This window comes from Planctobacterium marinum, assembly GCF_020687805.1.
In the GTDB taxonomy this organism is placed as follows: Bacteria; Pseudomonadota; Gammaproteobacteria; order Enterobacterales; family Alteromonadaceae; genus Planctobacterium; species Planctobacterium marinum.
On record NZ_JAJEWQ010000001.1, the window covers coordinates 202,472 to 227,949 of the forward strand.

At 45.0% G+C, this 25,478-nt stretch carries 27 protein-coding genes and 1 pseudogene; 17 read left to right on the forward strand and 11 right to left on the reverse strand.

Annotation, left to right across the window (positions count from 1 at the left end; all coding sequences use genetic code 11):
• Positions 1-13: 13 nt before the first annotated feature.
• Together LJ740_RS00925 and LJ740_RS00930 are read left to right on the forward strand one after the other, a co-directional pair.
• Entirely contained in the window at positions 14-499 is a 486-nt protein-coding gene (locus tag LJ740_RS00925) for a cyclic nucleotide-binding domain-containing protein (RefSeq protein WP_229527166.1), read from the forward strand.
• 82 nt (positions 500-581) lie between these two features.
• The gene (locus tag LJ740_RS00930) at positions 582-1,097 is read left to right on the forward strand and encodes a cyclic nucleotide-binding domain-containing protein (protein WP_229527167.1); all 516 of its coding nucleotides are present in this window, start codon (positions 582-584) and stop codon (positions 1,095-1,097) included.
• 439 nt (positions 1,098-1,536) lie between these two features.
• On the opposite strand, the gene LJ740_RS00935 is transcribed toward LJ740_RS00930, so the two are convergent.
• The 4 genes from LJ740_RS00935 to LJ740_RS00950 form a co-directional block, all read right to left on the reverse strand.
• Positions 1,537-2,565: an IS110 family RNA-guided transposase gene (locus LJ740_RS00935; RefSeq protein WP_229527168.1), complete on the reverse strand. Its 1,029-nt coding sequence runs from the start codon at positions 2,563-2,565 to the stop codon at positions 1,537-1,539.
• Between the two features lie 304 nt (positions 2,566-2,869).
• Entirely contained in the window at positions 2,870-4,318 is a 1,449-nt protein-coding gene (locus LJ740_RS00940; RefSeq protein WP_229527169.1) for an esterase/lipase family protein, read from the reverse strand.
• Positions 4,319-4,613: 295 nt separating this feature from the next.
• Complete coding sequence (gene rimO, locus LJ740_RS00945) at positions 4,614-6,032, reverse strand: 30S ribosomal protein S12 methylthiotransferase RimO (protein ID WP_229527170.1); 1,419 nt, start codon at positions 6,030-6,032, stop codon at positions 4,614-4,616.
• A gap of 157 nt (positions 6,033-6,189) precedes the next feature.
• Positions 6,190-7,209: a hypothetical protein gene (locus tag LJ740_RS00950; protein WP_229527171.1), complete on the reverse strand. Its 1,020-nt coding sequence runs from the start codon at positions 7,207-7,209 to the stop codon at positions 6,190-6,192.
• Positions 7,210-7,514: 305 nt separating this feature from the next.
• On the opposite strand from LJ740_RS00950, the gene LJ740_RS00955 reads away from it, so the two are divergent.
• The 10 genes from LJ740_RS00955 (at position 7,515) to LJ740_RS01000 (ending at position 15,700) form a co-directional block, all read left to right on the forward strand.
• Positions 7,515-7,886 carry a VOC family protein gene (locus LJ740_RS00955; RefSeq protein WP_229527172.1) on the forward strand — a complete coding sequence of 124 codons (372 nt, stop codon included), beginning with the start codon at positions 7,515-7,517 and terminating at the stop codon, positions 7,884-7,886.
• A gap of 252 nt (positions 7,887-8,138) precedes the next feature.
• On the forward strand, positions 8,139-9,326 hold the full coding sequence (locus LJ740_RS00960; protein ID WP_229527173.1) for a thiamine pyrophosphate-dependent dehydrogenase E1 component subunit alpha: 1,188 nt from the start codon (positions 8,139-8,141) through the stop codon (positions 9,324-9,326).
• A complete protein-coding gene (locus LJ740_RS00965) occupies positions 9,326-10,303 on the forward strand; it encodes an alpha-ketoacid dehydrogenase subunit beta (protein WP_229527174.1) in 978 nt (325 codons plus the stop codon). Before LJ740_RS00960 ends, LJ740_RS00965 begins: the two co-directional genes overlap by 1 nt.
• Positions 10,304-10,315: 12 nt before the next feature.
• Positions 10,316-11,890: a dihydrolipoyllysine-residue acetyltransferase gene (locus LJ740_RS00970; RefSeq protein ID WP_229527175.1), complete on the forward strand. Its 1,575-nt coding sequence runs from the start codon at positions 10,316-10,318 to the stop codon at positions 11,888-11,890.
• A gap of 503 nt (positions 11,891-12,393) precedes the next feature.
• Positions 12,394-12,660 (forward strand): hypothetical protein, encoded by a 267-nt coding sequence (locus LJ740_RS00975; RefSeq protein ID WP_229527176.1) that lies wholly within the window; start codon positions 12,394-12,396, stop codon positions 12,658-12,660.
• Between the two features lie 111 nt (positions 12,661-12,771).
• Positions 12,772-13,461, forward strand: a complete 690-nt coding sequence (locus LJ740_RS00980) for a hypothetical protein (RefSeq protein WP_229527177.1) — start codon at positions 12,772-12,774, stop codon at positions 13,459-13,461.
• A 59-nt stretch (positions 13,462-13,520) separates the two neighbouring features.
• Positions 13,521-13,946 carry a GFA family protein gene (locus tag LJ740_RS00985; protein ID WP_229527178.1) on the forward strand — a complete coding sequence of 142 codons (426 nt, stop codon included), beginning with the start codon at positions 13,521-13,523 and terminating at the stop codon, positions 13,944-13,946.
• A gap of 36 nt (positions 13,947-13,982) precedes the next feature.
• A complete protein-coding gene (locus tag LJ740_RS00990) occupies positions 13,983-14,810 on the forward strand; it encodes an alpha/beta hydrolase (RefSeq protein ID WP_229527179.1) in 828 nt (275 codons plus the stop codon).
• Positions 14,807-15,274 (forward strand): nuclear transport factor 2 family protein, encoded by a 468-nt coding sequence (locus tag LJ740_RS00995; protein ID WP_229527180.1) that lies wholly within the window; start codon positions 14,807-14,809, stop codon positions 15,272-15,274. The genes LJ740_RS00990 and LJ740_RS00995 overlap by 4 nt, the downstream gene beginning before the upstream one ends.
• Before the next feature lie 12 nt (positions 15,275-15,286).
• Positions 15,287-15,700, forward strand: coding sequence for a GFA family protein (locus LJ740_RS01000; RefSeq protein WP_229527181.1), 414 nt, complete (start codon positions 15,287-15,289; stop codon positions 15,698-15,700).
• Positions 15,701-15,791: 91 nt separating this feature from the next.
• Here LJ740_RS01000 and LJ740_RS01005 read toward each other — a convergent pair whose 3' ends face one another.
• The 7 genes and pseudogenes from LJ740_RS01005 to LJ740_RS01035 form a co-directional block, all read right to left on the reverse strand.
• On the reverse strand, positions 15,792-16,355 hold the full coding sequence (locus tag LJ740_RS01005) for a hypothetical protein (RefSeq protein ID WP_229527182.1): 564 nt from the start codon (positions 16,353-16,355) through the stop codon (positions 15,792-15,794).
• A gap of 14 nt (positions 16,356-16,369) precedes the next feature.
• Entirely contained in the window at positions 16,370-16,723 is a 354-nt protein-coding gene (locus tag LJ740_RS01010; RefSeq protein WP_229527183.1) for a hypothetical protein, read from the reverse strand.
• A 405-nt stretch (positions 16,724-17,128) separates the two neighbouring features.
• Positions 17,129-17,245, reverse strand: a pseudogene (locus LJ740_RS23405) (transposase); the annotation flags it as partial.
• 152 nt (positions 17,246-17,397) lie between these two features.
• Positions 17,398-17,850, reverse strand: a complete 453-nt coding sequence (locus tag LJ740_RS01020; RefSeq protein ID WP_229527184.1) for a hypothetical protein — start codon at positions 17,848-17,850, stop codon at positions 17,398-17,400.
• Between the two features lie 93 nt (positions 17,851-17,943).
• On the reverse strand, positions 17,944-18,789 hold the full coding sequence (locus LJ740_RS01025; RefSeq protein ID WP_229527185.1) for a LysR family transcriptional regulator: 846 nt from the start codon (positions 18,787-18,789) through the stop codon (positions 17,944-17,946).
• A gap of 93 nt (positions 18,790-18,882) precedes the next feature.
• Positions 18,883-19,119, reverse strand: coding sequence for a hypothetical protein (locus LJ740_RS01030; protein WP_229527186.1), 237 nt, complete (start codon positions 19,117-19,119; stop codon positions 18,883-18,885).
• Between the two features lie 19 nt (positions 19,120-19,138).
• A complete protein-coding gene (locus LJ740_RS01035) occupies positions 19,139-19,297 on the reverse strand; it encodes a hypothetical protein (RefSeq protein ID WP_229527187.1) in 159 nt (52 codons plus the stop codon).
• Positions 19,298-19,469: 172 nt separating this feature from the next.
• On the opposite strand from LJ740_RS01035, the gene LJ740_RS01040 reads away from it, so the two are divergent.
• The 5 genes from LJ740_RS01040 (at position 19,470) to LJ740_RS01060 (ending at position 25,462) form a co-directional block, all read left to right on the forward strand.
• Positions 19,470-20,924, forward strand: a complete 1,455-nt coding sequence (locus tag LJ740_RS01040) for a RimK family protein (protein ID WP_229527188.1) — start codon at positions 19,470-19,472, stop codon at positions 20,922-20,924.
• Between the two features lie 14 nt (positions 20,925-20,938).
• A complete protein-coding gene (locus LJ740_RS01045) occupies positions 20,939-22,048 on the forward strand; it encodes a GNAT family N-acetyltransferase/peptidase C39 family protein (protein ID WP_229528018.1) in 1,110 nt (369 codons plus the stop codon).
• 133 nt (positions 22,049-22,181) lie between these two features.
• Positions 22,182-24,011, forward strand: coding sequence for a serine/threonine protein kinase (locus LJ740_RS01050; RefSeq protein ID WP_229527189.1), 1,830 nt, complete (start codon positions 22,182-22,184; stop codon positions 24,009-24,011).
• Between the two features lie 72 nt (positions 24,012-24,083).
• Positions 24,084-24,944, forward strand: a complete 861-nt coding sequence (locus LJ740_RS01055; RefSeq protein ID WP_229527190.1) for an acyl-CoA thioesterase — start codon at positions 24,084-24,086, stop codon at positions 24,942-24,944.
• Positions 24,941-25,462, forward strand: coding sequence for a gamma carbonic anhydrase family protein (locus LJ740_RS01060; RefSeq protein ID WP_229527191.1), 522 nt, complete (start codon positions 24,941-24,943; stop codon positions 25,460-25,462). The genes LJ740_RS01055 and LJ740_RS01060 overlap by 4 nt, the downstream gene beginning before the upstream one ends.
• Positions 25,463-25,478 lie beyond the last annotated feature (16 nt).

Sequence of the window (25,478 nt, forward strand, 5' to 3'; positions counted from 1 at the left end):
ACAGGTTGCATCTATGGATAACGTTAAATTACTGGATATTCTGGGTCGCATTCCGCTGTTCAATGATTTGTCTGAGTCCGATCGTAAGGTAATTGTAGCAATGCCGAAAGCATTTGACGTTTTTTCTGCCGGTGATGTCATCGTCAGAGAAGGCGAAAAAGAAGCCTGTTTTTATATTTTACTGACGGGAATCGCCAAAGTATTTCTCAATGGACAGGAATTGGCCACATTGCGTCCGCCACAATTTGTTGGTGAAGTGGGCTTTATTTGCAATGAACCGCGTATTGCCACTGTTATTGCCAAAGAGCAGGTCATGGCAATGAAGCTGGATGCCGCAAACTTTTCCAAACTGCCAGGTGCCATAAGGGAAGCAGTGAAAGACCGTATTATTGCCGGTCTGATCGCCAGGTTGAGTGATGGCAATCAATCCTTAATGTTGTTGCGTAGTCGAAACAAGTATCCGACATCGGTAGCACAAGGGATGCGCAACATGAATTAAAATTTCCGCTAGGCTTAATTGTTCAGGTGGCCTACAATCAACTCAGACAGAAAGGTTTTAGTGGCTGGAAGTCGCAGGAATTATGAATAATTTAAAGTTAATGGAAATTCTTTCACGGGTCCCTTTGTTTAAGGATCTGCAGCCCATCGAAAGAGAGTCTGTACTCAAAATGCGCGCGGTATTCACGCCGATTAAATCCAAAGAGTGCTTTATCAAAGAAGGCGCACATGAACCCTGGTTCTACATTATCCTGGCTGGTAAAGCCACAGTTACCCACCGGGGCCGTAATATCGGTACCTTAATTCCTGGTCAGTTTATCGGTGAAGTAGGCTTCATCTGTAAAGAGCCTCGTTCAGCCTCCGTTATTGCCGAAGATGAAATGGTGGTGATGAAGGTGGATTACGAAGCGTTTCGCAAAATACCGGTAAGAATACGGGAGTCCATCAAAGACAAGATTATTTCCGGTCTGGTGGACAGAACCATGCTGTTGAATGAAAAACTCATCAAGCAGGAAGATGAAATGGATCGGCTGAACACCCGGATAGCCGACTATGAAGCCGAAGCCGAAAACCGATTGCCCGGGCGCAAAAATAAATAAATAATAGCGAAGGTATACCGTTATTGGTGGCTAATTAGGTAAATTTCAGGCGGGTGTCACGGTAATTCTACATGCGCGTTTGCGTGTCATTTACTTCAGAAAACTATGTGGACATATATGGTCACTCCGGCTGAGTCAAGTGGATTCAGTCGCTTTTTGTGTTTTAAGGTACGCGTTTTAGTTAAGTCATTGTCTATTACCCTAAACAGTACACTGCATAATGAAATACGGTCTTATGACATATATCCGGCGTCGTAATGACCTGGTTAGCTGGTCGCGCCCTCATGAGATCCAAGAAGTCTTATTCGCCTTAGCACCCACAATGTCTCAAAGACAGATGTCCACCCGAGGTTCCAAATAAGACATAACCGTTTAAATCATCAATGCTTGTTACCGCTCAATCCTGTGGTTAGTGTAAATGATTAATGAGTTCAGCATGTTACGCTGAACACGCGAGTTTGGCGTCAAAAGGCGTTTGCTTAGCCAGTACCGCCCAAATGATTCTTGCTAATTTATTGGCAAACGCGGTAACACATTTGCAGCTGTGCATTTTAGCTTTAATTTTTTGTAGCCATTTACTCACGTTATCATCGTGTTTATGGCACCAGTTCAGTACCGCTCTGGCACCGAGCACAAGCATTCGCCTGAGACTCTGATTCCCTCGTTTGGTGATTTTGCCCATGCGATTCATTTCACCACTGGCATGTTGTGATGGTGTTAGCCCAATCCATGCCGCAAATTGACGACCATTTTTAAAAGAATGAATGTCGTTAACACTGGCCAAAATGGTAGCGGCGACATGAGGACCTACACCGGGAATACCCATGAGCAAAGCGTAGTCACTTCTGTCTGCAATTAACCCCTGAAGATAGTTGTCTGTTTCATCAATCCGAATTCTCATCTCTTGAATCTGGTCAAATAATTGCTGAATAAAACGTCTGGCAACATAACTGAGTTCATTGCTCGCATCTTCGAGTATCATAGGCACCGCTTTTAGCAATGCGCCGGGTTTGGTAGAACAAACTTCTCCATACTCTGCCAATAATCCGCGTAGTTGATTTATCGTGCTGGTACGTTGGCGTACCAACAACTCACGTATTCGTTGCAAAGATTGGATATCTTGTTGCTCAACGGGCTTGATATCGATAAAACGAGTTTTCGGTCGAAACGAAGCCTCGGCTATCGCTAATGCATCATTGGCATCGTTCTTATTACCGACCAAAAAGGGTTTAACAGCAAAAGCGGGAACACACTTCACAGTATGACCAATTTGCTCAATACGCCTCCCCCAAGGGTTGGCACTGTAGCACGCTTCCATTACAACCAGTGTCGGTTCAAATTGACGCAGTTCATTCAACAGATTGCTCCGCCGTACTTTATTGTTGGACAGAATTTGTCTGGACTCATCAAGGGCGCATACTTGAAAAATATTCTTTGCTAAGTCGATACTTATCACGCTACATTTCATAGTGGTCACTCCGTTAGATTGTTTGCTTGAACACTTCAATCTTGGCACATTGTGATGCCGATAGGAGTGGCCATCTCAAGTACCCATGCTAAAAACATCATTTTAAAACCATCAATTTGAATATGAGCCTGTCCTGTCTATTGTGTCCTGCCAATTTTTACTGTCTTGGAAATCTATCGAGGTTTAATAATTAGCACGGACACCCATTCTAAATTCGACATTTCAAACCACAAAACTAAAACGCAAATACCAGGACTACTTTGCTATTTTGTGATGGCTGTCCCGCTAATATCTTGAATTTTAATCAATCCCTTAGCTTAGCCAGGATAAATTCAATGGCGGTGTCGTTGTTAAATGAGTCGTGATTGCTGGCAACGATGATCTCTTCGTTGGCTTGTTGATTCAGGGTGGCACTGGTCCATGATACAACACCGTCCGAAATTGTCAGACAGGTATGGCCTGCGCAATGTAATTCTTTGTCTAAACCTACTATCGACCAGGTACGTTCTGGTAGCGGGAAACTATTTAATTTGTTCATCAGTGGATGGTCGGGGCGCAGCACTTCAATACTGTTTGGGCCATGAGTAGCCAGAAATGGACGCATTGGTGGGGTGATGGTCTCAATTCCAAACTTTTTTACCACATCAGCAAACATGTTGGTGAAATTACTGGGAAGATTAATTAATCCTGCGCCCAGTCTGCCTATCCAGGAGCTGGCCATTTCACTGCCGCGATGAGGCGTATCCAGGAAAAACAAATTGTTCAGCCGGGCAGGCGGGCTAAAAATAAAGATATCCTGCATTTGCGGATTGCTTTCTAAGACACTGGTCATGTCTTGCGGTGACTTTGAGAATGCGGTATCCCACAGTTGTTGCCCGGTATCAACGGCAAAGGTCTTGGCAATGATGCCGCCCATACTGTGGCCAATGATACTCAGACTTTGACCCGCATAATCCGATTGGTGAAATCTCCCCATCATGGTTTTTAATCGTTTTCTCAGTCGCATGGCGTTGTAAAAAGGAGGCGGGCCGGATGGATAAAAGGCATGCCAAATCTGATATCGCTTGTTCAATGCTTCATCATTCATGATAGCCATGGTGAGTTTGCGCCAAATCAGCGGGCTGGAATTTAAACCGTGGATCATCAACAATGGCGTTTTATGCGGGGAAAATTCCTGAATAGCAAATATGCCAAAACGATGCTCAGCCCGTTCAGCGGTTAGCAAGCCAATAAAGGAAGATTTATCAATATCAGCTTTGTTGATAAGGGTGAGAAATGCCGCAGCCGGTGCATAGGCTAATTGAGATTGATAAAGAGTGTTGCGGTTGTGAAAATTCATCCGCTTGCCTTTAATATGAATGAGTAGCTCCTGGTCTGAAATACTTACCTCATGGACAAAAAAGGTGATTGGGCGATATATACCTTCCAGCGGATATTCATGGTCATCTATCTGATAGGAATTCGCTCGATAAGCAACGGCGGTAATACCAATTCCTGAAAACACTTCAGGCCGTAAATGAGCTTCTGTGTTTTGCATGTTGGCTGTGAGGTAAATCTCCTCAAAAACCTGACCAAGCCGATCAGGTTCTGTTTGCACTTGTATATGTGGTGCGGTGAAACTGATTAAATCTGATTGTGATGTCAGGATTTGCAGCAGCGCTGCGTTATAGTGCGGTATTATTTTAGCTTCTGATTCTGTATAGCGTGTTTCGGCATTGTGCTTAAGCCATTGATGACAACTAACTAAAGTCATTTGAATCGGCGTATTCTTTTTCGGTGCAGTGCACATGCTGAATAACTGTGTCTGTGATTGTGTCTGGGATTGTACGGAGACTTGATGCAGTTGTTTTATTTGCGAGTCGGAAAGCGAGGGGATTGCGACAATCTTATCTGTTTGCCTGTGCCAATCAATAAAGCGATTGCTACTACAGCCAGCCAGTAATAGCTGCAACAGGCAAAGTAGCGTGATGAAACTGGTGTTGTTCTGATGTGTAGAGGTGATCAATTCAGGGCATCTATATATTCAGATGCCCTGAGTGTAGTGCAAGTTAGTCTTCTACGCGACTGCCCCACAAGTCGTATTCGTCGGCGTGTTCAATTAACACGTCGACAAAATCGCCCGGTTGCACCTGAGTATCGCCATTGAGATAGACCACACCGTCTATTTCCGGTGCATCGGCATAGGTTCGGCCAATTGCGCCTTCTTCGTCTACCTCGTCAATCAACACCTGCATAATCAAACCAACGCGCTGTTGCAATCTGTCGGCACTGATTTTTTGCTGTTTTAGCATGAAGCGCTCGTAACGATCTTGTTTTGTGGCTTCATCGATTTGATCCGGTAAATCGTTGGCAGTGGCGCCTTCTACTTCTGAATATTTAAAACAGCCAACCCGATCTAATTGCGCTTCATCCAGAAAATCCAGCAGCTCCTGGAATTCCTCTTCGGTTTCGCCAGGGAAACCCACAATGAAAGTGGAACGGATCACCAGTTCAGGACAGATCTCACGCCATTTTTTGATGCGCTCTAAGGTGCGCTCAGCCGCGGCAGGGCGTTTCATCAGTTTCAAAATTCGTTTGTTGGCATGCTGGAAGGGAATATCCAGATACGGCAGGATCTTGCCTTGTGCCATTAAAGGAATCACTTTATCCACTGAAGGATAGGGGTAAACATAGTGCAATCGCACCCATATGCCCATGTGACCCAGTTGCTCAGCTAATTCTGTCATGCCGGTTTTTACCGGCATTCCGTCCCAGAATCCGGTTTTGTTTTTAACATCTACACCGTAGGCACTGGTATCCTGAGAAATCACCAGTAGTTCTTTTACGCCAGCGTTGCTCAGTCTCTCGGCTTCACTCAGTACTTCACCAACAGGACGACTCACCAAGTCACCACGCATGGACGGGATGATGCAGAAAGTACATCTGTGATTACAGCCCTCAGAAATTTTCAGGTAAGCGTAATGGCGCGGCGTTAGTTTAACACCTTGTTCAGGAATTAAATCGCTGAATGGGTTGTGAACTGGCTTGGGCAAGTTGTCGTGTACTTGCTCAACCACAGTTTCATAGGCATGAGGGCCTGTTATTGCCAATACATTGGGGTGAACTTCGCGAATTTCGTCTTCTTTTACACCGAGACAGCCGGTAACAATCACTTTACCGTTTTCCGCGAGGGCTTCACCAATGGTGTCCAATGATTCCTGAACTGCTGAATCAATAAAACCGCAGGTATTGACGATAACCAAATCGGCATCGTTGTATGTCGGCACCACATCATAGCCTTCGGTGCGAAGCTGGGTCAGAATACGTTCTGAATCCACCAGGTTTTTAGGGCAACCCAGACTCACAAAACCAATTCTCGCGTTGCCACTGTCAGCAGTCGCCAGATTTTCCTGAGACTGTTGCTCGATAACCTTTTTAGGGGTATCCATTGTGGTGGTTTGCGAGGGATCAAATTGTTTTACGGTCATACAGGGCCTTTAGTCTTGGTGGTAATGCGTAGTTTAGTTAAAAAGCGCGCGATTATACAGGAAGATGTGTAACGGGGTACAGTCAAAGTCGCTGACGGTCGTGAGTAAAACAAAAAAAAGCGGCCCGAAAGCCGCTAAAGCACAGTGGTAAGTTGGTTTATAAGGTAACGCGCACTATCATGGCCTTACCAGACGCAGAACGGCCATTGATCAGGTACTTATTGTTGCCAAGGTCAGTAACACTGTATACATCTTCCAACAGAGACGCTTTGTCGTAAGTGATGTTATCGAATTGTGGTAACTCACTATTGCTGGCTTTGTCAGACGAGTCTCTTTGCAATTGTGTGTCGCTAATTGATTGAACCGCGATAGAACCGGTTTTAGAACTGCCGCTGGTGAGGCGACTGGCGTTTTGGTTGTTACACTTTCCCCGATTAACCGCACAGCTTTCAGTGATCTGCCACATCATACCGAACTTATCAGATGACTTGATTTTTACGCCACTGTTAAAAGTCACCGTTTCGTCCAGTTTGGCATAGCCAACAATTAAACGACCATCCGCGCTCACGGCGGAAGCACGATAACGCCATTGCCCACCGTCACCGCTCACACTCATAGTACGGTTCCCGGCCTTGTAAGGGGGTAATTGTCCGTTTCCCGTATCAATGTCGTACTTTACCGGGTTGAATTTGCCATTAACCATTTCAAAGACATGGATGGATGACAGGTCATCTCCCCAGGTCCAGCCATTGGCAATCAAAAGATCGGCCTGAACACCATTGTGATCGTATTTTGCCAACATAGTGCTGTCATAAATACTGGCCCTGTGCATCTGAAATTGTCTCCATGGGCTGTCTTCATCGATAGAATGCAGTGGCGTGAAGCGATTCTCAAACTGACAGGTACCGTTTAACGCAAAATCAGTGAGATCCAAGGTGGTGGTAATAGTGCCATGACGGGTATGCTCTATGCCGTTTTCTGCAATCAGCGTAAACGCCTCATCTGTTGATGAGCTGGCAAAAATTTTAGCAATACCAGTGACTCTGCCACCATTGACATAAACGGCGTTGATTGCGCCTGAATAATCCATCGCACAGGTTTCGATTGTCGCAGCCCGGGCCTGTCCAGTAAGAGTTATACTAAATAATGCTATCAGAGCGGCAAAAGATGTTTTCATTGTGTTTTCCTTTTTTACTGCTTATCCGTTTCAGCGGTAATGTGCTGTGTTGGACCTGTAATGTGGGCAAATTTAAAGGGTTTCTCAAAAGTGGTAAACGCGTGTTTTCGCGAATTAGACTAAAGTCGTAATCCGGTAATACTTTAGTCGTAGACAAAAGGAGGCATTACTGTGTTGCCTGTTTTGAGTATCACCTCAACGAAGGCTGTAGCTTATGGGGGGCAGGCTGGCTACGCTTTTTTAGTCAACTACACTAATTTCACTTACCCGCTATACTTGATGATTCAATACAAGGGGAGTGGTTTATGAAACTAGGCGCATTTTCTGTCAGTCTGGCAGTTAAGGACATTAATAAATCGAAAGCCTTCTATGAGGCATTAGGGTTTGAAGAGTTCGCGGGTAATATCGAACACGGTTACATGATCCTGAAAAATGACTCCAGTACTATCGGATTGTTTCAGGGTATGTTTGAAAAAAATATGCTGACTTATAACCCAGGCTGGGCACAAGATTGCAGTACGTTGGATAACTATCAGGATGTCAGGGAGATTCAGCAGGCGCTGCGTGAAAAGGGACTGGAACTGTTAGACACCGTTGATGAGGACTCAAAAGGGCCGGGTAGTATCATGCTCGTCGATCCGGATGGTAATCCGGTATTGATTGATCAACACATCTAATTCTGCATCAATAATGTCGCTTTGTAGTTAACTTGTAGACGAGTTATAACAAATTTGTAAAAACTAGGATGGATATCCTAAAAATAACGCAGGCATGGGGCAAATTCTGATTGCCCCGATAAATTTCTCCCAAAAATCGCAACACGTTTTTAAGCGAACAAGACTACACTTACAGCCATCAAATAACGCTGGTTCTGCACGTTCTGAATTTGATAATCAGGTCGTGTGAGACACTCACAATAAGGCGATAATATGAAAACCAGAAACCATCTTTCTCATGTTGGTATTGCACATGAAGTGAATATCATCAGCAACGGGCTGATTGATATTCCTATGCTGCAAATCCTGTCTCAGGACGGTGTTGTCCATAAAGAAGCTGTTGAACCTGAACTTGATCAGGAAACTGCGTTAAAAATGTATACCACTATGCAGTTTACCCGCGTATTAGACGAGCGCATGGTGGCGGCTCAGCGACAGGGACGCATTAGTTTTTACCTGGCTTCTACCGGCGAAGAAGGTGCAACGGTTGCCAGTGCGGCGGCTCTGGAGCCACAAGACATGATCATGTCGCAATATCGTGAACAAGGTTCTCTGGCATACCGTGGGTACAGCACAGAGCAATTCATGAATCAGATGTTCAGCAATGAAAAAGAGCCGAATAAAGGGCGTCAGATGCCGATTCACTACGGTGCCAAAGAACTGAACTTCATGACTATCTCCTCGCCGCTGGGCACTCAAATTCCGCAGGCAGCAGGCTATGCTTATGGTCAGAAAATGGCCGGTGAACCCGCTGTAACCATTTGTTATTTTGGTGAAGGTGCCGCGTCGGAAGGTGACTTCCACGCAGGTGTTAACATGGCTGCGGTACTGAATTGCCCGGTGATCTTCTTCTGCCGCAACAATGGCTATGCCATTTCCACTCCGGCAGAAGAGCAATTTGCCGGTGACGGTATTGCTTCTCGCGGTATCGGTTATGGGGTTAAAACCATCCGGGTTGATGGTAATGATGTATTAGGTGTTTATGCGGCAACGCAAAAAGCCCGTGAAATCGCCCTGGCTGAAAATTGCCCGGTACTTATCGAAGCCATGACCTACCGCTTAGCGGCTCACTCCACTTCTGATGATCCCACCGGTTATCGCTCCAAGGAAGAAGAAGCTAAGTGGCAGGAAAGAGATCCAATTGCCCGTATGGCTAAATGGCTGGTTTCCAAAGGCTGGTTGGATGAAGACGCTAACAAGAAAGAAGTGGAACAAATGCGTCAGGAAGTGCTGCAGGAGCTGAAGCGCGTTGAGCAGGTGCCAATTTGTAAAATCGATGAGTTAGTTACCGACGTATACGCCGAAGTGCCGCCAATACTGCAAAAACAACTCAGCGAATTAAAAGCTCATATTAAGAAGTATCCGGAAGCTTATCCTAAAACCGCAGGGAGAATTGACTAATGGCTAAAATGAATATTTTACAGGCGGTAAACAATGCCTTGCATATCGCCATGGAAGACAATGAAAAAGTCATGGTGTTTGGTGAGGATGTCGGCCATTTTGGTGGCGTATTCCGGGCTACCAGTAACCTGCAGGAAAAATTCGGACGCGACAGAGTATTTAACACGCCACTGGTAGAGCAGGGCATCATAGGTTTTGCTAACGGTTTGGCCTCTCAGGGCTCTGTTCCCGTTGCTGAGATTCAGTTTGGCGATTACATCTTCCCGGCTTTCGATCAGATCGTTAATGAAACCGCTAAGTTCCGCTATCGTTCTGGTGGACAGTTTTCAGTAGGCAGCCTGACTATCCGTACACCTTATGGTGGTGGTATTGCAGGCGGTCATTATCACTCGCAATCTCCGGAAGCGTTTTTTGCTCACTGTCCAGGCATTAAAATTGTTATTCCTCGTAATCCCTACCAGGCCAAAGGTTTGTTGTTAGCCTCTATTCGCGACGACAACCCGGTATTGTTCATGGAGCCTAAGCGCCTATATCGCGCTTCTGTTGGCGAAGTGCCGGAAGAAGATTATCAGTTGCCATTAGGTAAAGCAGAAGTGGTTAAAGAAGGTTCTGATATCACCTTGCTGGCCTGGGGTGCACAGATGGAAATCATCGAAAAAGCCGCTGAAATGGCGGAAAAAGATGGCGTTTCCAGCGAAATTATCGATTTGCGCAGTATTCAGCCCTGGGATGCTGATACTATTTGTCAGTCAGTAGAAAAAACCGGCAGATTGTTAATCAACCACGAAGCTCCGTTAACCGGTGGCTTTGCTGCTGAAGTGGCTGCGACAGTGCAGGAGCGTTGCTTCCTGAATCTGGAATCACCTATTGCGCGTGTCTGTGGTTTGGATACTCCGTATCCTTTGGCACATGAAAAAGAATATATGCCAGATCACCTGAAAACCTATGAAGCCATCATGCGTACTATGCACTTTTAATCGGGGAAGACTATGACGACAGAATTTATTTTACCTGATATCGGCGAAGGCATTGTAGAGTGTGAGCTGCTTGAATGGCTCGTTAAAGAAGGCGACCGTATTGCTGAAGATCAGCCGGTGGCGGAAGTGATGACAGACAAAGCCGTAGTGCAGATCCCCGCTATGCACGATGGCGTAGTGGAAAAGCTGCATTATCAAAAAGGCGATATTGCCAAAGTTCACGAGCCTCTGTTTGCTATGACAGTAGACGGCGCGGCAAGTGAGGCAAGCGCACCTGCTGCACAAAGCCAACCAGAGCCAAAACAGGAAGTCGCATCTTCAGGTGCTGCAACCACAGGCGGTGCAGTGATTGACTTTATCCTGCCTGATATTGGCGAAGGTATTGTTGAATGTGAGCTGGTTGAATGGTTGGTAAGCGAAGGTGATATTGTTGCAGAAGATCAGCCTGTCGCTGATGTTATGACGGACAAAGCACTGGTGCAGATCCCGGCCAAAGATGCCGGTACTGTGGTTAAGTTGTATTACGCCAAAGGCGAAATCGCCAAGGTACATGAACCTCTGTATGCTATTCAGACTGAGGGCGCTTCATCTGGCGCTGCGCCTGTGGCAAAAGTGGAGACCAGTTCCTCTGCAAATGTTACTGCAACCGCGAATACTGCAACTGCGAGTAACAATGATGCCCCTGTCAGACAGGGTAAAGCCCTGGCCAGTCCGGCTGTACGTCGCCTGGCTCGTGAAGCGAACATTGATATCGCTAAGGTTCCTGGTTCTGGCAAAAAAGGCCGGGTCATGAAAGAAGATGTTAAAGCTTATCTTGAGGGAGGCGCTAATCAGGCTAAGGCTGCTGACACTACAGCAACTGCTGCTGCGCCGTCGTCTGGTGGCACACGGGTAGAGCCTATTCGCGGCGTTAAAGCCGCTATGGCCAAGCAAATGACGGATTCGGTATTTACCATTCCGCATTTCAGCGTCAGCGAAGAAATCGAAATGGATGCCTTGATTGCACTGAGACAGCAACTCAAACCACAATTTGAGAAGCAGGATGTGAAGCTGACATTTATGCCCATCTTCATAAAAGCCTTGTCGATGGCCTTAAAACAGTTCCCCATCATCAATGCTCAGGTGAATGATGCTTGCACTGAGGTCACCTATTTCGATGATCACAATATTGGCATGGCGGTAGACTCTAAAATTGGTTTGTTAGTGCCTAACATCAAGCAGGTACAAAATAAGTCATTGTTTGAAGTGGCACAGGACGTTAACCGCATTGTTGACCAGGCCAGAGCAGGGCGCTTGTCTCAGGAAGACCTGAAGGGCGGTACTATCAGTATTTCTAATATTGGCGTACTGGGTGGCACCACGGCAACGCCGGTAATTAATAAGCCGGAAGCCGCTATTGTTGCTCTGGGCAAAATGCAGCGTCTGCCTCGTTTTGATGAGAACGACAATGTAAAAGCAGTAAATATCATGACGGTAAGCTGGTCTGGTGATCACCGCATCATCGATGGCGCTACTATGGTTCGCTTCAATAACCTTTGGAAATCCTACCTGGAGAATCCCTATTTGTTGTTGGCCGAAATGAAGTAATCACTTGATTAAAGTTTATGTTTAAATCCCCGCACTCGCGGGGATTTTTTTAATACCTTTTTGGTGGTTTTGCGTATCTGGCTTTTGTTGTCAGGCAATTTTGGTCATTGAAATCAAGTGTTTTGGCGCAGATTCAACCCAAGGGTTAACTATAAAAAAAGTAAACCAGGAAGTCCGTAATCGTATGAAAAGATCATTGAGAGCTTAAGGTGTTTAATTTGGGGAAAAGGTCACAACCAATATTGAATCACCATAGTCTATCTAAGTTGTGGTTAACAACGTAGCGGATTTCGCAGAAGACGCAATTAAGGGGGGCAGGGCTAACTTTTTCAGCGTTCTACTTAAAAAGAAATGCTCACCTTCATCTCGAGAAACACCAGACTATTCATTCCCTATACCCTTTCAGCAATACCACGCGAGCTAAGTAAATTAGCTTTACGCTATCTATTGTTAATTCCAGCCACAAGCCTAAATACAGAGTTTCAATCTTTAAAAAGTGGCTCATGGAAATCACCTCTGTCCTGCAAACCGGTTATGTCTGGTTGTTGGTGTTAGCCTTATTACTGTTAAAGGCCCTGTTGATTGCTGGCATGCGGTACCTGGTAAAATGGGGGCGTAAGATGCCCAAAGGCGCCTATTTGTTTTTGGCACTGTTTCCTCTCATTTCCATCTTTCCAATCCCTCCACCGCAATTTAAAAATGTAGAGAAAGCCAAACAAGAACAGCGTAAACGCAAAGAAGACGGTGGTGAGCCTCCTGAGCAAGAGTAAAATCTCATTACTTTAATGTCGACAATATAATGAATATTTAGGATGTTTATTCGTTTAATATAATGATATAGCTTAATATTGTCGACATTAGGGGCTTGTAAAGGAAGGGTAATGGACTGGTATGTGTTTTTCGGAACTTTAAATTCGCTATTGATAGTTGTTAGTGTTTATGGAATTTATGCACAGCTAAACACGGTTTGGCAACGCAAGAGCACAGCCAAACTCAGAAGCGAGAGTACCTCACTGTTATCGTTGAATCAGTTTACTGTAAGTTATTTTGCCTATCTGGCCTTTTTTATCTACGGCTTCTCTGTAGAGCCTTTTAATCACTATATTGTTTGGCCACGATTACTTGCCGCTATTCTGGTACTTTTGATTTTGTATGAAATATGGGTTGGCCGAAATACCAGAACATCAGCCTGGAGTTTCATTCGCTGCGCAGTCAGTTTAGTTGTGGCGCTCCTGGGCCTTTTGTCAGCTGGAACTTTTGTCGATGAAGGAAAAGTTGTCTCTACTATGATTTTCTGTATCGTTTCTTTTTTATTGGCACAGGGATATTGGCATCAGATAAAACTGGTGATTGATTCAGGGCATACCGGGGCAATAAACCTGAAAATGAGCCAGTTTATTTTGGCAATGGATTTCTCAACCATCGCCTTTGCGTTGACTATGCCGGTAACAGATAGTTGGCCACTGATACTTTTAGCCACTACCAGTGCGATTACCAAACTCATCATTATCTATTTATTTGTCTGGGTTAAGATTAGCCCTGTAGCTGCGAAGAGACGTGTTAACCCATAAGGTGTAAATCTTTTAGCATATTGCGGCCTTTTGTAGTTAAACTATTGGCCATGAATGACATGAAAATCTCTGAAATCAAAGCAAGCGGCTCTTGCAATTGTGGCAAGGTTAAATTTGAACTTCTTCAAGCTTTAACTGATGTTTTTGTATGTCATTGCTCAATCTGTCGCAAAGCAACCGGCAGTGGCGGTATCGCAGTAACAATCGTGCCCGATACCTCATTCAGAATTGTCAGCGGCAGCGATGCCGTTCGTCAATGGACAAAGCCAAATCATGACTGGTTGTGTAATTTTTGCCAGTATTGTGGATCGCCATTGCCGGGTAAGAATGACGAGTTACATACATATGTGCCGGTGAGTTTGCTGGACAGCGGCTATGAGGAGTTGCAGGTTAAACATCATCTCTTCGTTGATAGCAAAGCTCCCTGGGAGTATATTGCTGGCCCGGGAAAGCAACATCTGCAAGCGTTTCAGCCCTGGTTTTAAAACAATAAAAAAACAATAAAAAAGGAAAAAATTATAGTGAGATGGATTCTATTGTTCAGTTTTACGGCGCTTGCTTTTATTAGCCAGGCGGAAAACAAACAACCTTCAAAAACAGATACAAGTTTTGAACTTCAATCAGACATTCTCAACGAGACTCGCAGCATAACCGTTTACTTTCCGGCGTCTTATGGTGTAGATACTGCCAAAAAATATCCTGTTATTTACGTGTTAGACGGCGAGATCAATGGTGCACTGGTGGCCGAAGTAAATCGGAGAATGGTGATCTCAGGTGGTGCTAATGAGCAACTGGTGGTGGCTATTCACAGCACAGATCGCATCAGGGATTATGCGCCTACTGTGAATCGGGATCCCAGAGGCCCTCTTGGTGAAGGTGGGGGCGGCGATAAGTTTCTACAGTTTTTAAAAACTGAACTAATGCCAGCCATAAATGTGGATTACCGAACTAATACCTACAATGCCATTGCCGGACATTCTGTAGCAGGCTTATTAGTGGTGCATAGTTTTCATGCTTACCCTGAGCTTTTTCAGGCGCATTTGGCATTTAGCCCGTCAGTGTGGTGGGGAGCGAGAGAAACCTCTGTGGCTGCACAAGACTATATAATGTCTGATGAGGTTCAGCCCGGATTTTTGTATCTCAATATTGGCAATGAAGCCGGTGAAATGCGAGATGTTTACAACCAGTTTGAAGCCGCAATTCGCAAGAACCGCCCGTTGGATTTGTCCCTGCTTTCAGAGTCTTTTAACTATGACAGCCATGGTTTAACGTTTCCGGCGGGATTATATAACGCGTTGCGGGGTATGTATCAGCATCAAGTTAGTATTGCTCAAGAGGGTAAGTCATGAAAATAACCAGGACATGCCTGATTTTACTGGGCTTTATTACAGTGGGTATAAGCGCTGATCCCTTATCTGAACAGGAGTTGATAGTAAAAGCTCAAGCTTTTATTGCTGCCAAAAATGCCCGCCAGCAACCCGATTCTTCAGAAAAGGATATTGACCGCTTTATCGCGTTGATTGCTGATGAGTTTGTGGATGAGCATGTCAAATTTGACGTTACTGTGACGGATAAAACAGAACTTAAAAAGGGAATGTTGGCAAAACTAAGCGATGAAATTGAATTTAGCCACATGGAAATTTTGGATATGATGGTGGGACGCAATGTCGTTTTTGTGAAGTACAAAGAGCACGCGAAAGGGAAACCGGCACATCTCGAGCAGTTTATCGAATACTCGACAGTTAATTTAATGTCGCTGGAGTTTAATGAGAAGGGGTTAGTGACCCATATTCGTCGTCATCACGGTATTTGAAACGGAAAAAATATGTATCATGGTAGCTGCCTGTGTGGCGCGATTAAAATAGAATTAACAGGCAAGATTAGCGATATCATTCACTGTCACTGTTCATTGTGTCGTAAGAACAGTGGTACTGCTTATGCCACCAATGGTTTTATCAATACGGCAGATTTTAAACTTGTTGATGCTCAAAATAAAATGGCGAGTTATGAAGTTAAACCAGGTAAAAAACGCCATTTTTGCGGCCAGTGTGCCTCCCCGGTGTACAGCTCCAACGCAGATAACCCTGCAAAGCTACGCTTGCGTTTGGGTATCTTAGATAGCGATATCAATGAGCGACCCGGCTCTCATAATTTTATGGGTTCTAAAGCCAGTTGGGATGATATGGATGCGCCGCTTCCGCGCTATGACGAATTCGAACCCGCCCGTAGCAAATCCTGACTGCCGCATCAGCTAAGCAGATTACCACACAGACCCGGGTTTGACTGAAACCCTGTAATCTGTGCTAACCTGGGCTCACATGAGCCATGTCTTATTCGCTTTTGTGGCAGGCGTCTTCCTGGTATTTGTCGGGCCAGGGCTCCAGCCAAAATTTCCCATTGTTAACCGGTACCCAACCAGGCAGAATGGGATTGCAAATATTTAATACTTTTCGTTTATCCAGGTTGATATTTTGCATTGCCGCAATAGATGACGGATGTGAATTGAAAAACTGCTCAAAACTACCATCCTGAAAGGCCGTTTTCAGGCCATATCTGAGCCTCTCTGCCAGTGGCAGGTTATGTGCGTTGACATACAGGGCAGTCATGTTTGGGTATCTGAGTAGCAGTCCTTGCTCCATCACAACGGGTTTGTTCTGATGTGTTTCTAACTCGGTTGATATTTGCAGGGCACCACGGGGAAAGTAGTCGAATCGACTATGTATCAACATATCCATTAAGGTACCTACATTGCCAGCAGTGAGTACATTGAGATTGTTGTGACCCAATATTTCCGCATCAGACCAGCCGACGCCTTGCCCAGCGATCATACGACTAAGGTCGCGCAGATTTTTTACGCCAGCAAATCGTTCTTCTTCCCCTTTCCTGATGATCAATAACCGGTACCCCATTAATCCTTTTTTATGGGAATGGGCACCGGCAGAAAGCGCTTGTCCCGCTGAGTATTTACCGTTAGGGCGATGACGTGAATGTCTTTTTGCTTTTCAAGATAATATTCCATGCGTTTTACGGATAATTTATATTCCAGCAACTTAGCCTGGCATGGTCCGAATCTGTCTTCCGACTTTTTTAAAATAAGTTGAATTAGCTGAAAAACATAGTCGTTTTCAGGGGTTTTGGAATCAAACTTGGGAGGAAATACCAGTACCGGGGTCCCATTTTCGTCAATGTCGCAGGCAACTCCTTTGTAGACGAGACCAAAGTATAGAAGTAGCAAAAATAACACAACGCGCTTAAGGTTCATCGCATGCCTTCATTTCGGTGTGCACTGTATTTTAGCGAACAAAGTCTATATTTTAGCAAGTGTCACCCTGGCTGGTTAATTGCTATTAACTTGTCAGTTTAGAAGAATTAGAAACGGCGCTGTATTGGACCATAGTATAAGAATACAGGTTAACCTGGGTGTTTTAGCTATTCCGGCCCTGACGGGGGGCAAATCCATAAAACCATATAGGCAGCAAGTACCGCTTCATGCAGTAAGGCCTGGGACTTCAAACGTCCTTTCCAAAATATTTATGGAAAAATTTGAACAGCGTTAGTTGGCTCGAAGGGTGAGTACCGGAGAAGGGGGCGGTTAAAGGCGGTCTGTGTACTCATCTTCCCTGTTGGCTTCTTTGGCAATGTATTCGTTTAATGAGCGCATAAACCCGCTGATACCGGTGAATTTATCCTGACCACACAAATAGGCCCTGCGCACACAGCGGGAAACACAATGGTAATAGGGGGTATCTTCAAGGCTGATTTGCGCCTTCCTGGCTTTTGGCATCTGGACTCCTCCTGAGTCTGATAAGAACCACTTCTATTTTGCACAACTCGCTGAGTTTGAAAACTGTACCGAAGTACAGTTTTGATGGCTGTCTTGGTTAAATTTGAATTGAGGTTACGATGGGTGTCCTGATTAAGTTTTTGCGGGGGGATTTATTTACTTTGTAATTGGTTAACATAGTTAACAAAGTCATCGGTGTAGAATTGACTCACTTGTGACCAGCACTGAGCAAAGTAGTCTCTTTGCATGGTGGCCAGCATGCGTCTTTCGTAGGCTTCCATAACCTGTTGCGAAATTCGACACTCTTTGTGTTTCAGATAAACCAGTTCATAGAGCTGAAAGTTACGCCTGACAAACATTTCCACGCGCCATTTGTCGGGTTGGCTGATGCTGGCACCATTGTCTAATTTGTCCAGTATTTCCGGTAATGAGGAATTTATATTGTCTTCAAAAAGATGAATGCTGCGTTCCAGCAACGCCTGGATTGAGTTATTGCGGACCTCTTTGGTGTTTTGGCGTATCTGATAAGACAAATATAACAGGGTGATAACCACGGCGATACCGCCGACAAAATCACCAAAATTACCCAACATTTCAAAGTTCATGCAAGTTACAGCAAGGATTGTTTGTAATTATATTCAGTGTAGCAAAAAATATTGGCGAATAAATGAGGGATTAAAACAGCGGAATTGCCGGGATTATTCACCCGACAAATAATCGATAACTTCCTGCATGCCTCGCTTATTAGTGTCGGCCAGGTAATGGATATAGGTTTTGATTTCAATGGGGACCGTCTCCAGCCGATCCATGTTACCCGAAAATGAGTCGGCAATTTTGTCCGGCAGAATAAGACTACCGCCATTTTTGGCAAAATATGACAAGGCGACCTGGATGGAACCCGTTCGAAAGTTTGCCTGTCGCGTTTTGGGATATTGCTTCTCAATGGCTTCGCTGGATTTTACTCCCCAGTCAATATGGATATATTGCTCTAATGCTTGCTCTATATCTTGCTGATTACTGCTATACAGGGCCAAAGACGATGTCAGGATACAGTCGCTTACCACTTCATCAGATTTAATTGGCTCAAGGCTAAAAGCCAGGTCTATCAGGCGTTCGTGAAGCAGGCGCACCATAGATTCATTATTGATCACCTCTGCGCGTACAGTCAGGTCGGTAAACTGGTTTTGAATCCCGGGCAACTCATCTTGTAAATACAATTCCCAGGCATTAGGAGTACCTGCAATAACAATGTGTTGAATTTCGGTGTCTTTCAGGGATCGCCTGGCTTCGCCCAGGGTATGACTCAAATTTTCGGCAAAGGGCAGCAGCTTTTCGCCAGCCGGGGTTAGCTTAATACTATTGCGCTGCCGCACAAATAGCGCTGTATTGAAGTACTCTTCTAATTGCTTTATACGGGCACTCACGGCTGACTGAGTAAGATATAGGTTTTCGGCAGCTTTGCCAAAATGCCGTGTTCTCGCCACTTCAATAAAGGTGTTTAAAAAGCGTATATCCATTGCATCAAACATCTCGAACCTTTTCATGCGTTGATACCTCGGATTGGTTGAAAATACAAGTTGAACAAACAAAATGGGTGTCATAGACACCCATTTCACTATGAATTTGTGGTTAACTGCTTAGCTTTTAGGCAGTTGAGTTACCGGGGCGTAGCCCTCGGATTCCAGTTCTGCATTAACACATTCCAGCAGGTAGGCGGACAATAGTGCACTGCCAATGCCTTCATCTGCAGCGATATCTTTACAGTATCCTATGATCTCATTGAGCAATTCTTTCGGGGCTTTTTCTGCTTCATTGGCGCTGGCATTGGTTTGTACTGCCAACAACGATGCGATTAACAACGTTTTAAGTTTCATTTATTTTCCAGTTCAACAGTTAATTTTTTTCTTTGCGCATTTTGCGTATTTTGGTTCGACCGTCTTTACTTCTTATACGAGACAGACTTCTGTCTAACAAATATAAGTTAGCGTTGTTTTTACGGGTCCATTGTTCGTTGTCATCCGCAGAATCAAACGTCATCTTTGAAGTTGCCATTTTCCTCTCTGGTTAATGATTGGCAATGTTCATAGTGATGTAATATTAAACAATGTGGAAACGAATAAATTTGTTCGTAACGATAAAAAAATGTCGTTTTAACTCCCGTAACAAGAGCTGTAAAAAGCGCCTGACTATTAAATTCACTGTTAAACAAGGTAACTATTAAACAATGGCTAAGACCATCGTTGTCGCCGACGACATCAATCATTTGCCCACATTGGATGCCACCGTTGTGGATTTTGCTCATTACCTGGCCGAGTTTCCGAAACTCAACGAGGGAAAAACCCGGGTGATCAACCTGTGCAACACCGAGGCTTATCTAAGTCAGGGCTATCATTGTTCATTACTGGCGGAAGCCCGGCAGCACAAAGTAATGCCTTCGGTAAGTACCATAAACGATTTAGCCTATGTGGATAACAAGGCGGGGCGCGTCGTGTTGACCTTGCCAAGAGGGTTAATTAAGCCCCAGGAAGTGATCACCGATAAACCGATTATGGTGTATTTTGGTTGGTGTGAAGAGGAGTCCGCAAGCCGTCTTGCTACGTACTTATTTGTGAAGTTCCCAAGCCCTATATTGCGAGTATTGCTTGATCAAAAAGACGGTCAGTGGCAGGTTGTGGTGCAGGATGTCTATTTTCAAAATCTGAGCCAGCCTCAGCAACAATTGTTTTTCAAACAACTCGATCTGTTTACCCGCAAGGTCTGGCGTAGTCAAAGCCGTAAAAAGTATCGCTGGGATATGGCCATCTTGGTAAACCCTAATGAAAGAACGCCGCCCAGTGATAAGGTGGCTCTGAGTAAATTTGTTCGGGCAGCAGAGCAGCATGGGATTCGTGCTGAACTGGTCACCCATGAACAAATCGACTTACTGAACCGATACGATGCCTTGTTTATTCGGGAAACCACCGCAATCCAGAACCACACATACGCGTTATCTCGCAGGGCTGAGCAGGAAGGATTGGTGGTGATGGATGACCCGACATCGATATTGCGTTGTTGCAATAAAGTGTTTTTACAGGATGCCTTTAGCTATAACAAGGTGCCCGCACCGAAAACCCAGTTTGTTACCCGTTACACGCCTGAGATTCTGAATCAACTGGAACTGGACTTTGGCTATCCCATGGTGCTGAAACTACCCGAAAGCTCGTTTTCTCTTGGGGTTTTTAAAGCCAAGGAACGCAAAGAGCTGGAAGAGTATTTATCGAAGTTACTGAGTGAATCTGCGTTGGTGTTGGTTCAGGAATACCTCTATACCGAGTTTGACTGGCGAATTGGCGTACTAAATGGCAGAGCCCTATATGCCTGTCGATATCACATGGCTCGCAATCACTGGCAAATCTACAACCATGGTGCGAAGCGCAGTACCTCTGGTGGCTTTGATACTATGCCAACCTTCGAAGTTCCCAAGATGGTGTTAGATGCGGCAATAAAGGCCTGTAGCTTTATTGGTAATAGTTTGTATGGCGTAGATCTTAAGCAGATTGAAGACAAGGTGTACGTTATTGAAGTGAATGATAACCCCAGTATTGAGAGTAAAGTGGAAGATAAATATCTGGGCGATGAACTATACATGCAGGTAATGCAGGAGTTTGCTGATCGCCTGGAAGCCAGGGGCAAAGAGTGAATACAGCAGTAAAAATGGCAACAGCGGAATTGATTCAGGAAGCTAAAAGCTCTGATATTCAGGCGCTTGTTGCATTGGAAGCCCAATGCTTTGCCACTGACAGGTTGAGCAAACGGCAGTTCCAGCACTGGTTAAAAGCTAAAAACAGAGTGTTTCTGGTGGCCAAAGCCGGAAACGGGGATTTATTGGGCTACGGGCTGGTTATCATGCGCAAAGGAACGCGTCTGGCCCGCTTGTATTCTATTGCTCTGAGTCAGTCCGCAAGGGGAACCGGATTGTCCGGACGCTTGTTAACCGCACTGGAGCAAGGTTCGGTAGACATGGGTAAATTCTTCATGCGCCTGGAAGTCGCCAATAACAATCAGGCTGCAATTCAGCTTTACCAAAAGCAAGGGTATAAGGTATTTGGCGTCTATCAAAAGTATTACGAAGATGAATCAGACGCACTGCGTATGCAAAAGTCCATACGCCAGGCATACAGTGCCAAGGTAACAAAGGCTTTCCCCTGGTATCAGCAAACGACTGAGTTTACCTGTGGGCCATCTGCGCTAATGATGGCCATGGCGTCAATGGAGTCCGACTTTCAGTTATCACAACTTACTGAACTGGACATCTGGCGAGAGGCCACCACAATATTTATGACCTCTGGTCACGGTGGATGTCATCCGTTGGGATTGGCGTTAGCTGCTGCGAAACGAGGCTTTGAGGCCAAAGTTTACATGAACCAGCAAGTTCCGTTGTTTACCGATGGAGTCAGGAATGAGAACAATAAACGCATTCTAAACTCGGTTGAGGAACAATTTCTGGAGCAGGCCATACAAGCGAATATTGAAGTGTGTCTTGCGGAATTGTCTCAGGAGGATATAGCTGAAGTGTATCAGCTTGGTGGCAGAGTTTTATGCCTGATCAGCACTTACCAATTTAATGGTAATAAAGTTCCTCATTGGGTTACGGTCACGGGCATTGATCAACAGTGTTTGTATCTGCATGATCCGGATCTGGATGACGACAAAGAACAGGCAATTGATTGCCAACATATCCCGATTGCTCTGGAGGATTTTGTGCAGTTGTCACGCTACGGTAAAGCCAGATTGCGAACCGCTGTTGTCCTGTTTCCGCGCTGAATGCCCTTCCAGTAAAATGCTTAAAGGTCCGGCACTTAACGTTAAGTCCGGGCCTAAATAAGTTGATGCAGATTGCGCTTTCGCTTACCTTGTAGCCCTCCGTCAATACTGAGTCGGTTAAATAGCGCGATACATGACCACCTCTAACTTAAAACACTTTTATATCCCGGAAGAACAGTCAATTTATCTTTTGTCGCATCAGGATGCACAAAAATTAAAAGACTGGTTGCAACTCTGTAAAGAGCAATTGCAGTTGCTGGGTTATGAGCACATTGAGCTGATAGGCAAGGGCGCGTTTGGTTTTGCCTTTGCCGGTATTTCGCCTGAGGGGCAGCAGCTAGTGTTTAAGTTTTCACGAGCTAATTTGCCGCAGCATGTTCAGGACAGACTGGAAGAAGAAGCCTTTATGCTGAATCATGTGGAGCATCCCAATGTACCACCTCTGGTGGAATTTCAGCGCGTCGGCAAACAGGCTATTTTGGTTATGGAGCGTGCATTAGGCCTGGATTTAGAGCAACTGAGTTTACAGGAAGGGCCATTAGCAGTGCCTAAACTGATTCATATTGCTTTACAAATGACCGATATCCTCAACAGCTTGCGCGCTTTTAAGCATCAGGGCCAGGATAAACCCATAGTGCACGGTGACATCAAGCCATCAAATATTGTCTATAACCCTGAAAGTGGCGATGTTGGTCTAATTGACTGGGGGTCTTCGGTTTTTGCTCAGGTGGACGCCTCCGGGCAGTATGTCAGCAATAATGTGATGGACCTGATGTCCGGTGATTTACAACAAACCAATGCGCGCTTAGGCGATGTCTATTTTATTGGTGAAGAGCAGCTAAACGGTGAGTTGTCATCTCCCAGATTTGATGAACAGGGTTTAGCCAGTACACTCTATGCGCTGGCCTCAGGGCAATCCTGTCGTTTTGGTAAACGGGTTATCACCCCCAATTCCGTAGGGCTTCCTAAAGAAATGGCACAAACCCTGACGGCCATGTTAAGTGACGATGTTCATCTTAAACGGGAAGCCGGGGATTATTTTCTGCGGAACATGCATTACATGGCCAACCTGGTTTTTGGCGACCCCAAAATCGCTCCCGAACAGGCGTTAATTCCCTGCTGGCACCACGAGGATCAAAAAGAAATAGACACTGTGGTTTACAGCTCAAGAAAATCGTTCCTGCGGGAAGAGGGAGACAGTAGTGAATTGCGTTACCTGAATGATGCGCAATTTGAACGCTACTACAAAAATTATATGCAGGGCATGGGCGAAAATGAAAAAGCCTTTGTCAGCGCAGTTTCACGACTGGGTAAGTTTCCGGTGTTGGGTGGTATTGTGGTTCGCTGGCAGGCAGATGGCGTCTATATCGATTCTTCTTTGAATATTAACCGGCCTGCGCTGCTGCCTTCCTTTATTGCGTCGGTTAATAACGTAGTGCGTCTGGCACGAGCCATTCACCGGGTAGGTATATTTAAAAGTTGTATGTTCAATGCCAGAGATACCTTGCATGTCGAAAGAACCTCAGTTGAACAGCCCTTTATTCCGGCAGCTGATGACGCGATTTTTTATGAAAAAAGTTTGATTTCAGCCTTGGAAGAAGAAGGAAGAACCCATAGTTACTTTGAGGATGGCGATGATCCGGATGAATTATTACGACTCCCGGAGCCTATGCTGGAAGTGATTAAACGGTTAAACAATATCCATCATACCGGTTGCATTATTTTCGAGGCATTAACACTGCATTTAAAAGTGCACAGTTATTACAAATTACTGGATCACAGTAAGGAAAACGAATTTCGTGAATGTTTGCAGCAAATTGTTGCATTAATACCGAAAATCGAAGGCGAAGGGATTTCCGGTTTTATGAAATTACCCTATAAAGATACCCGATTTTTTGAACATCATGATCATCTGCCGGATAAATACTATCCGAAAGATCCAAGAGGAAACCAAAATCATTAATCGCGAAATAATTGAACCGCTTTCAATTAGGTTTCTGAATGTCATTCAGTAAATGGAATCACACAATATCCAATGAGTAAGTTACCAAAAATCAATGAGTTATTAAGCCCTGATAAAATTGAAGAAGATTTTTTTCTTTTTCCAAGTTGGGATTTAGGCTTCAGAGCCTTGTACGGTGGTCAGGTGATGGCTCAGGCGCTCAGTGCCGCTCAACAAACAGTGGAAGCCCCCTTTGTGGTGCATTCTTTACACTGTTACTTTCTGTTGCCCGGCGATGCAAAGCTGCCGGTGTTTTGTCAGGTGGAAAGAGTACGAGATGGGCGTAGTTTTGCGACACGTCGGGTTAAGGCGATTCAAAAGGGCAACATTATTTTTGATTGTATGTGCTCGTTTCAGTTACCTGAGAACGGGTTTAATCACCAAACCCCCAAAATGCCAAAGGTACCCGGGCCTGAATCCCTGAATAATGATATTGAAAAATACGAATCTCCCAGCATGCAGGTGTCGGAAAAATTAAAAACCGCTATTCCTTTCCACAAACCAATTGAAATACGCAGTGTTAAATCTGACGAGGATAGTGCACAACAGTTTGTCTGGATGCGTTTGCGGGAACACAGCGAAGTTGAAGATAAGCTTCCCTTTCATCAGCGTGCTCTGTGTTACGCCTCTGACTACTACTTTTTGATGAGTGCAGTGCGTAAACATGGTCTGTCACCGTCGGACAGTAATTTGCGTCTGGCCACGATAGATCACGCCATCTGGTTTCATCGCGGTTTCGATTTTAATGACTGGGTGTTATATGTTTCTGAAAGCCCTACCAGCGCCAGTGGCCGGGCCTATGTCAGAGGACAATTGTTTTCCAGTAACGGGGATTTAATCGCATCAACGACTCAGGAAGGGTTATTGCGGCTTAAACAGGAGACCAAAAAATGATTTATTCACTCGGCGATTTAACGGTTAGCCAACATGATTCCGTGTTTATTGCACCCGGCGCACATGTCGTCGGTGATGTCGAGCTACAAGAAAATAGCAGTGTCTGGTTTAATGCGGTGATTAGAGGGGACTGTGACAAGATCACTGTCGGCAAAAACAGCAATATTCAGGATGGCAGTGTGTTGCACACGGATGAAGGTGTTCCTTTGACTATTGGCGAAGGGGTTACCGTGGGACACAAGGTGATGCTGCACGGTTGCACAATTGGTGATTATTCTTTAATTGGTATCAATGCGGTGGTGCTCAATGGCGCTAAAATCGGTAAGCATTGTGTTATTGGTGCCAATGCACTCATCACCGAAGGCATGGAAATTCCGGACGGTTCATTGGTGGTGGGGTCACCCGGTAAAGTCATTAAGTCGCTATCTGATAAACAACGTGCACAGCTGGAACTTTCAGCCGCTCACTATGTGCAAAATGCGCAGCGTTTTAAATCGCAATTAAACGTTCAGGGATAAATCACGATAGATGTGA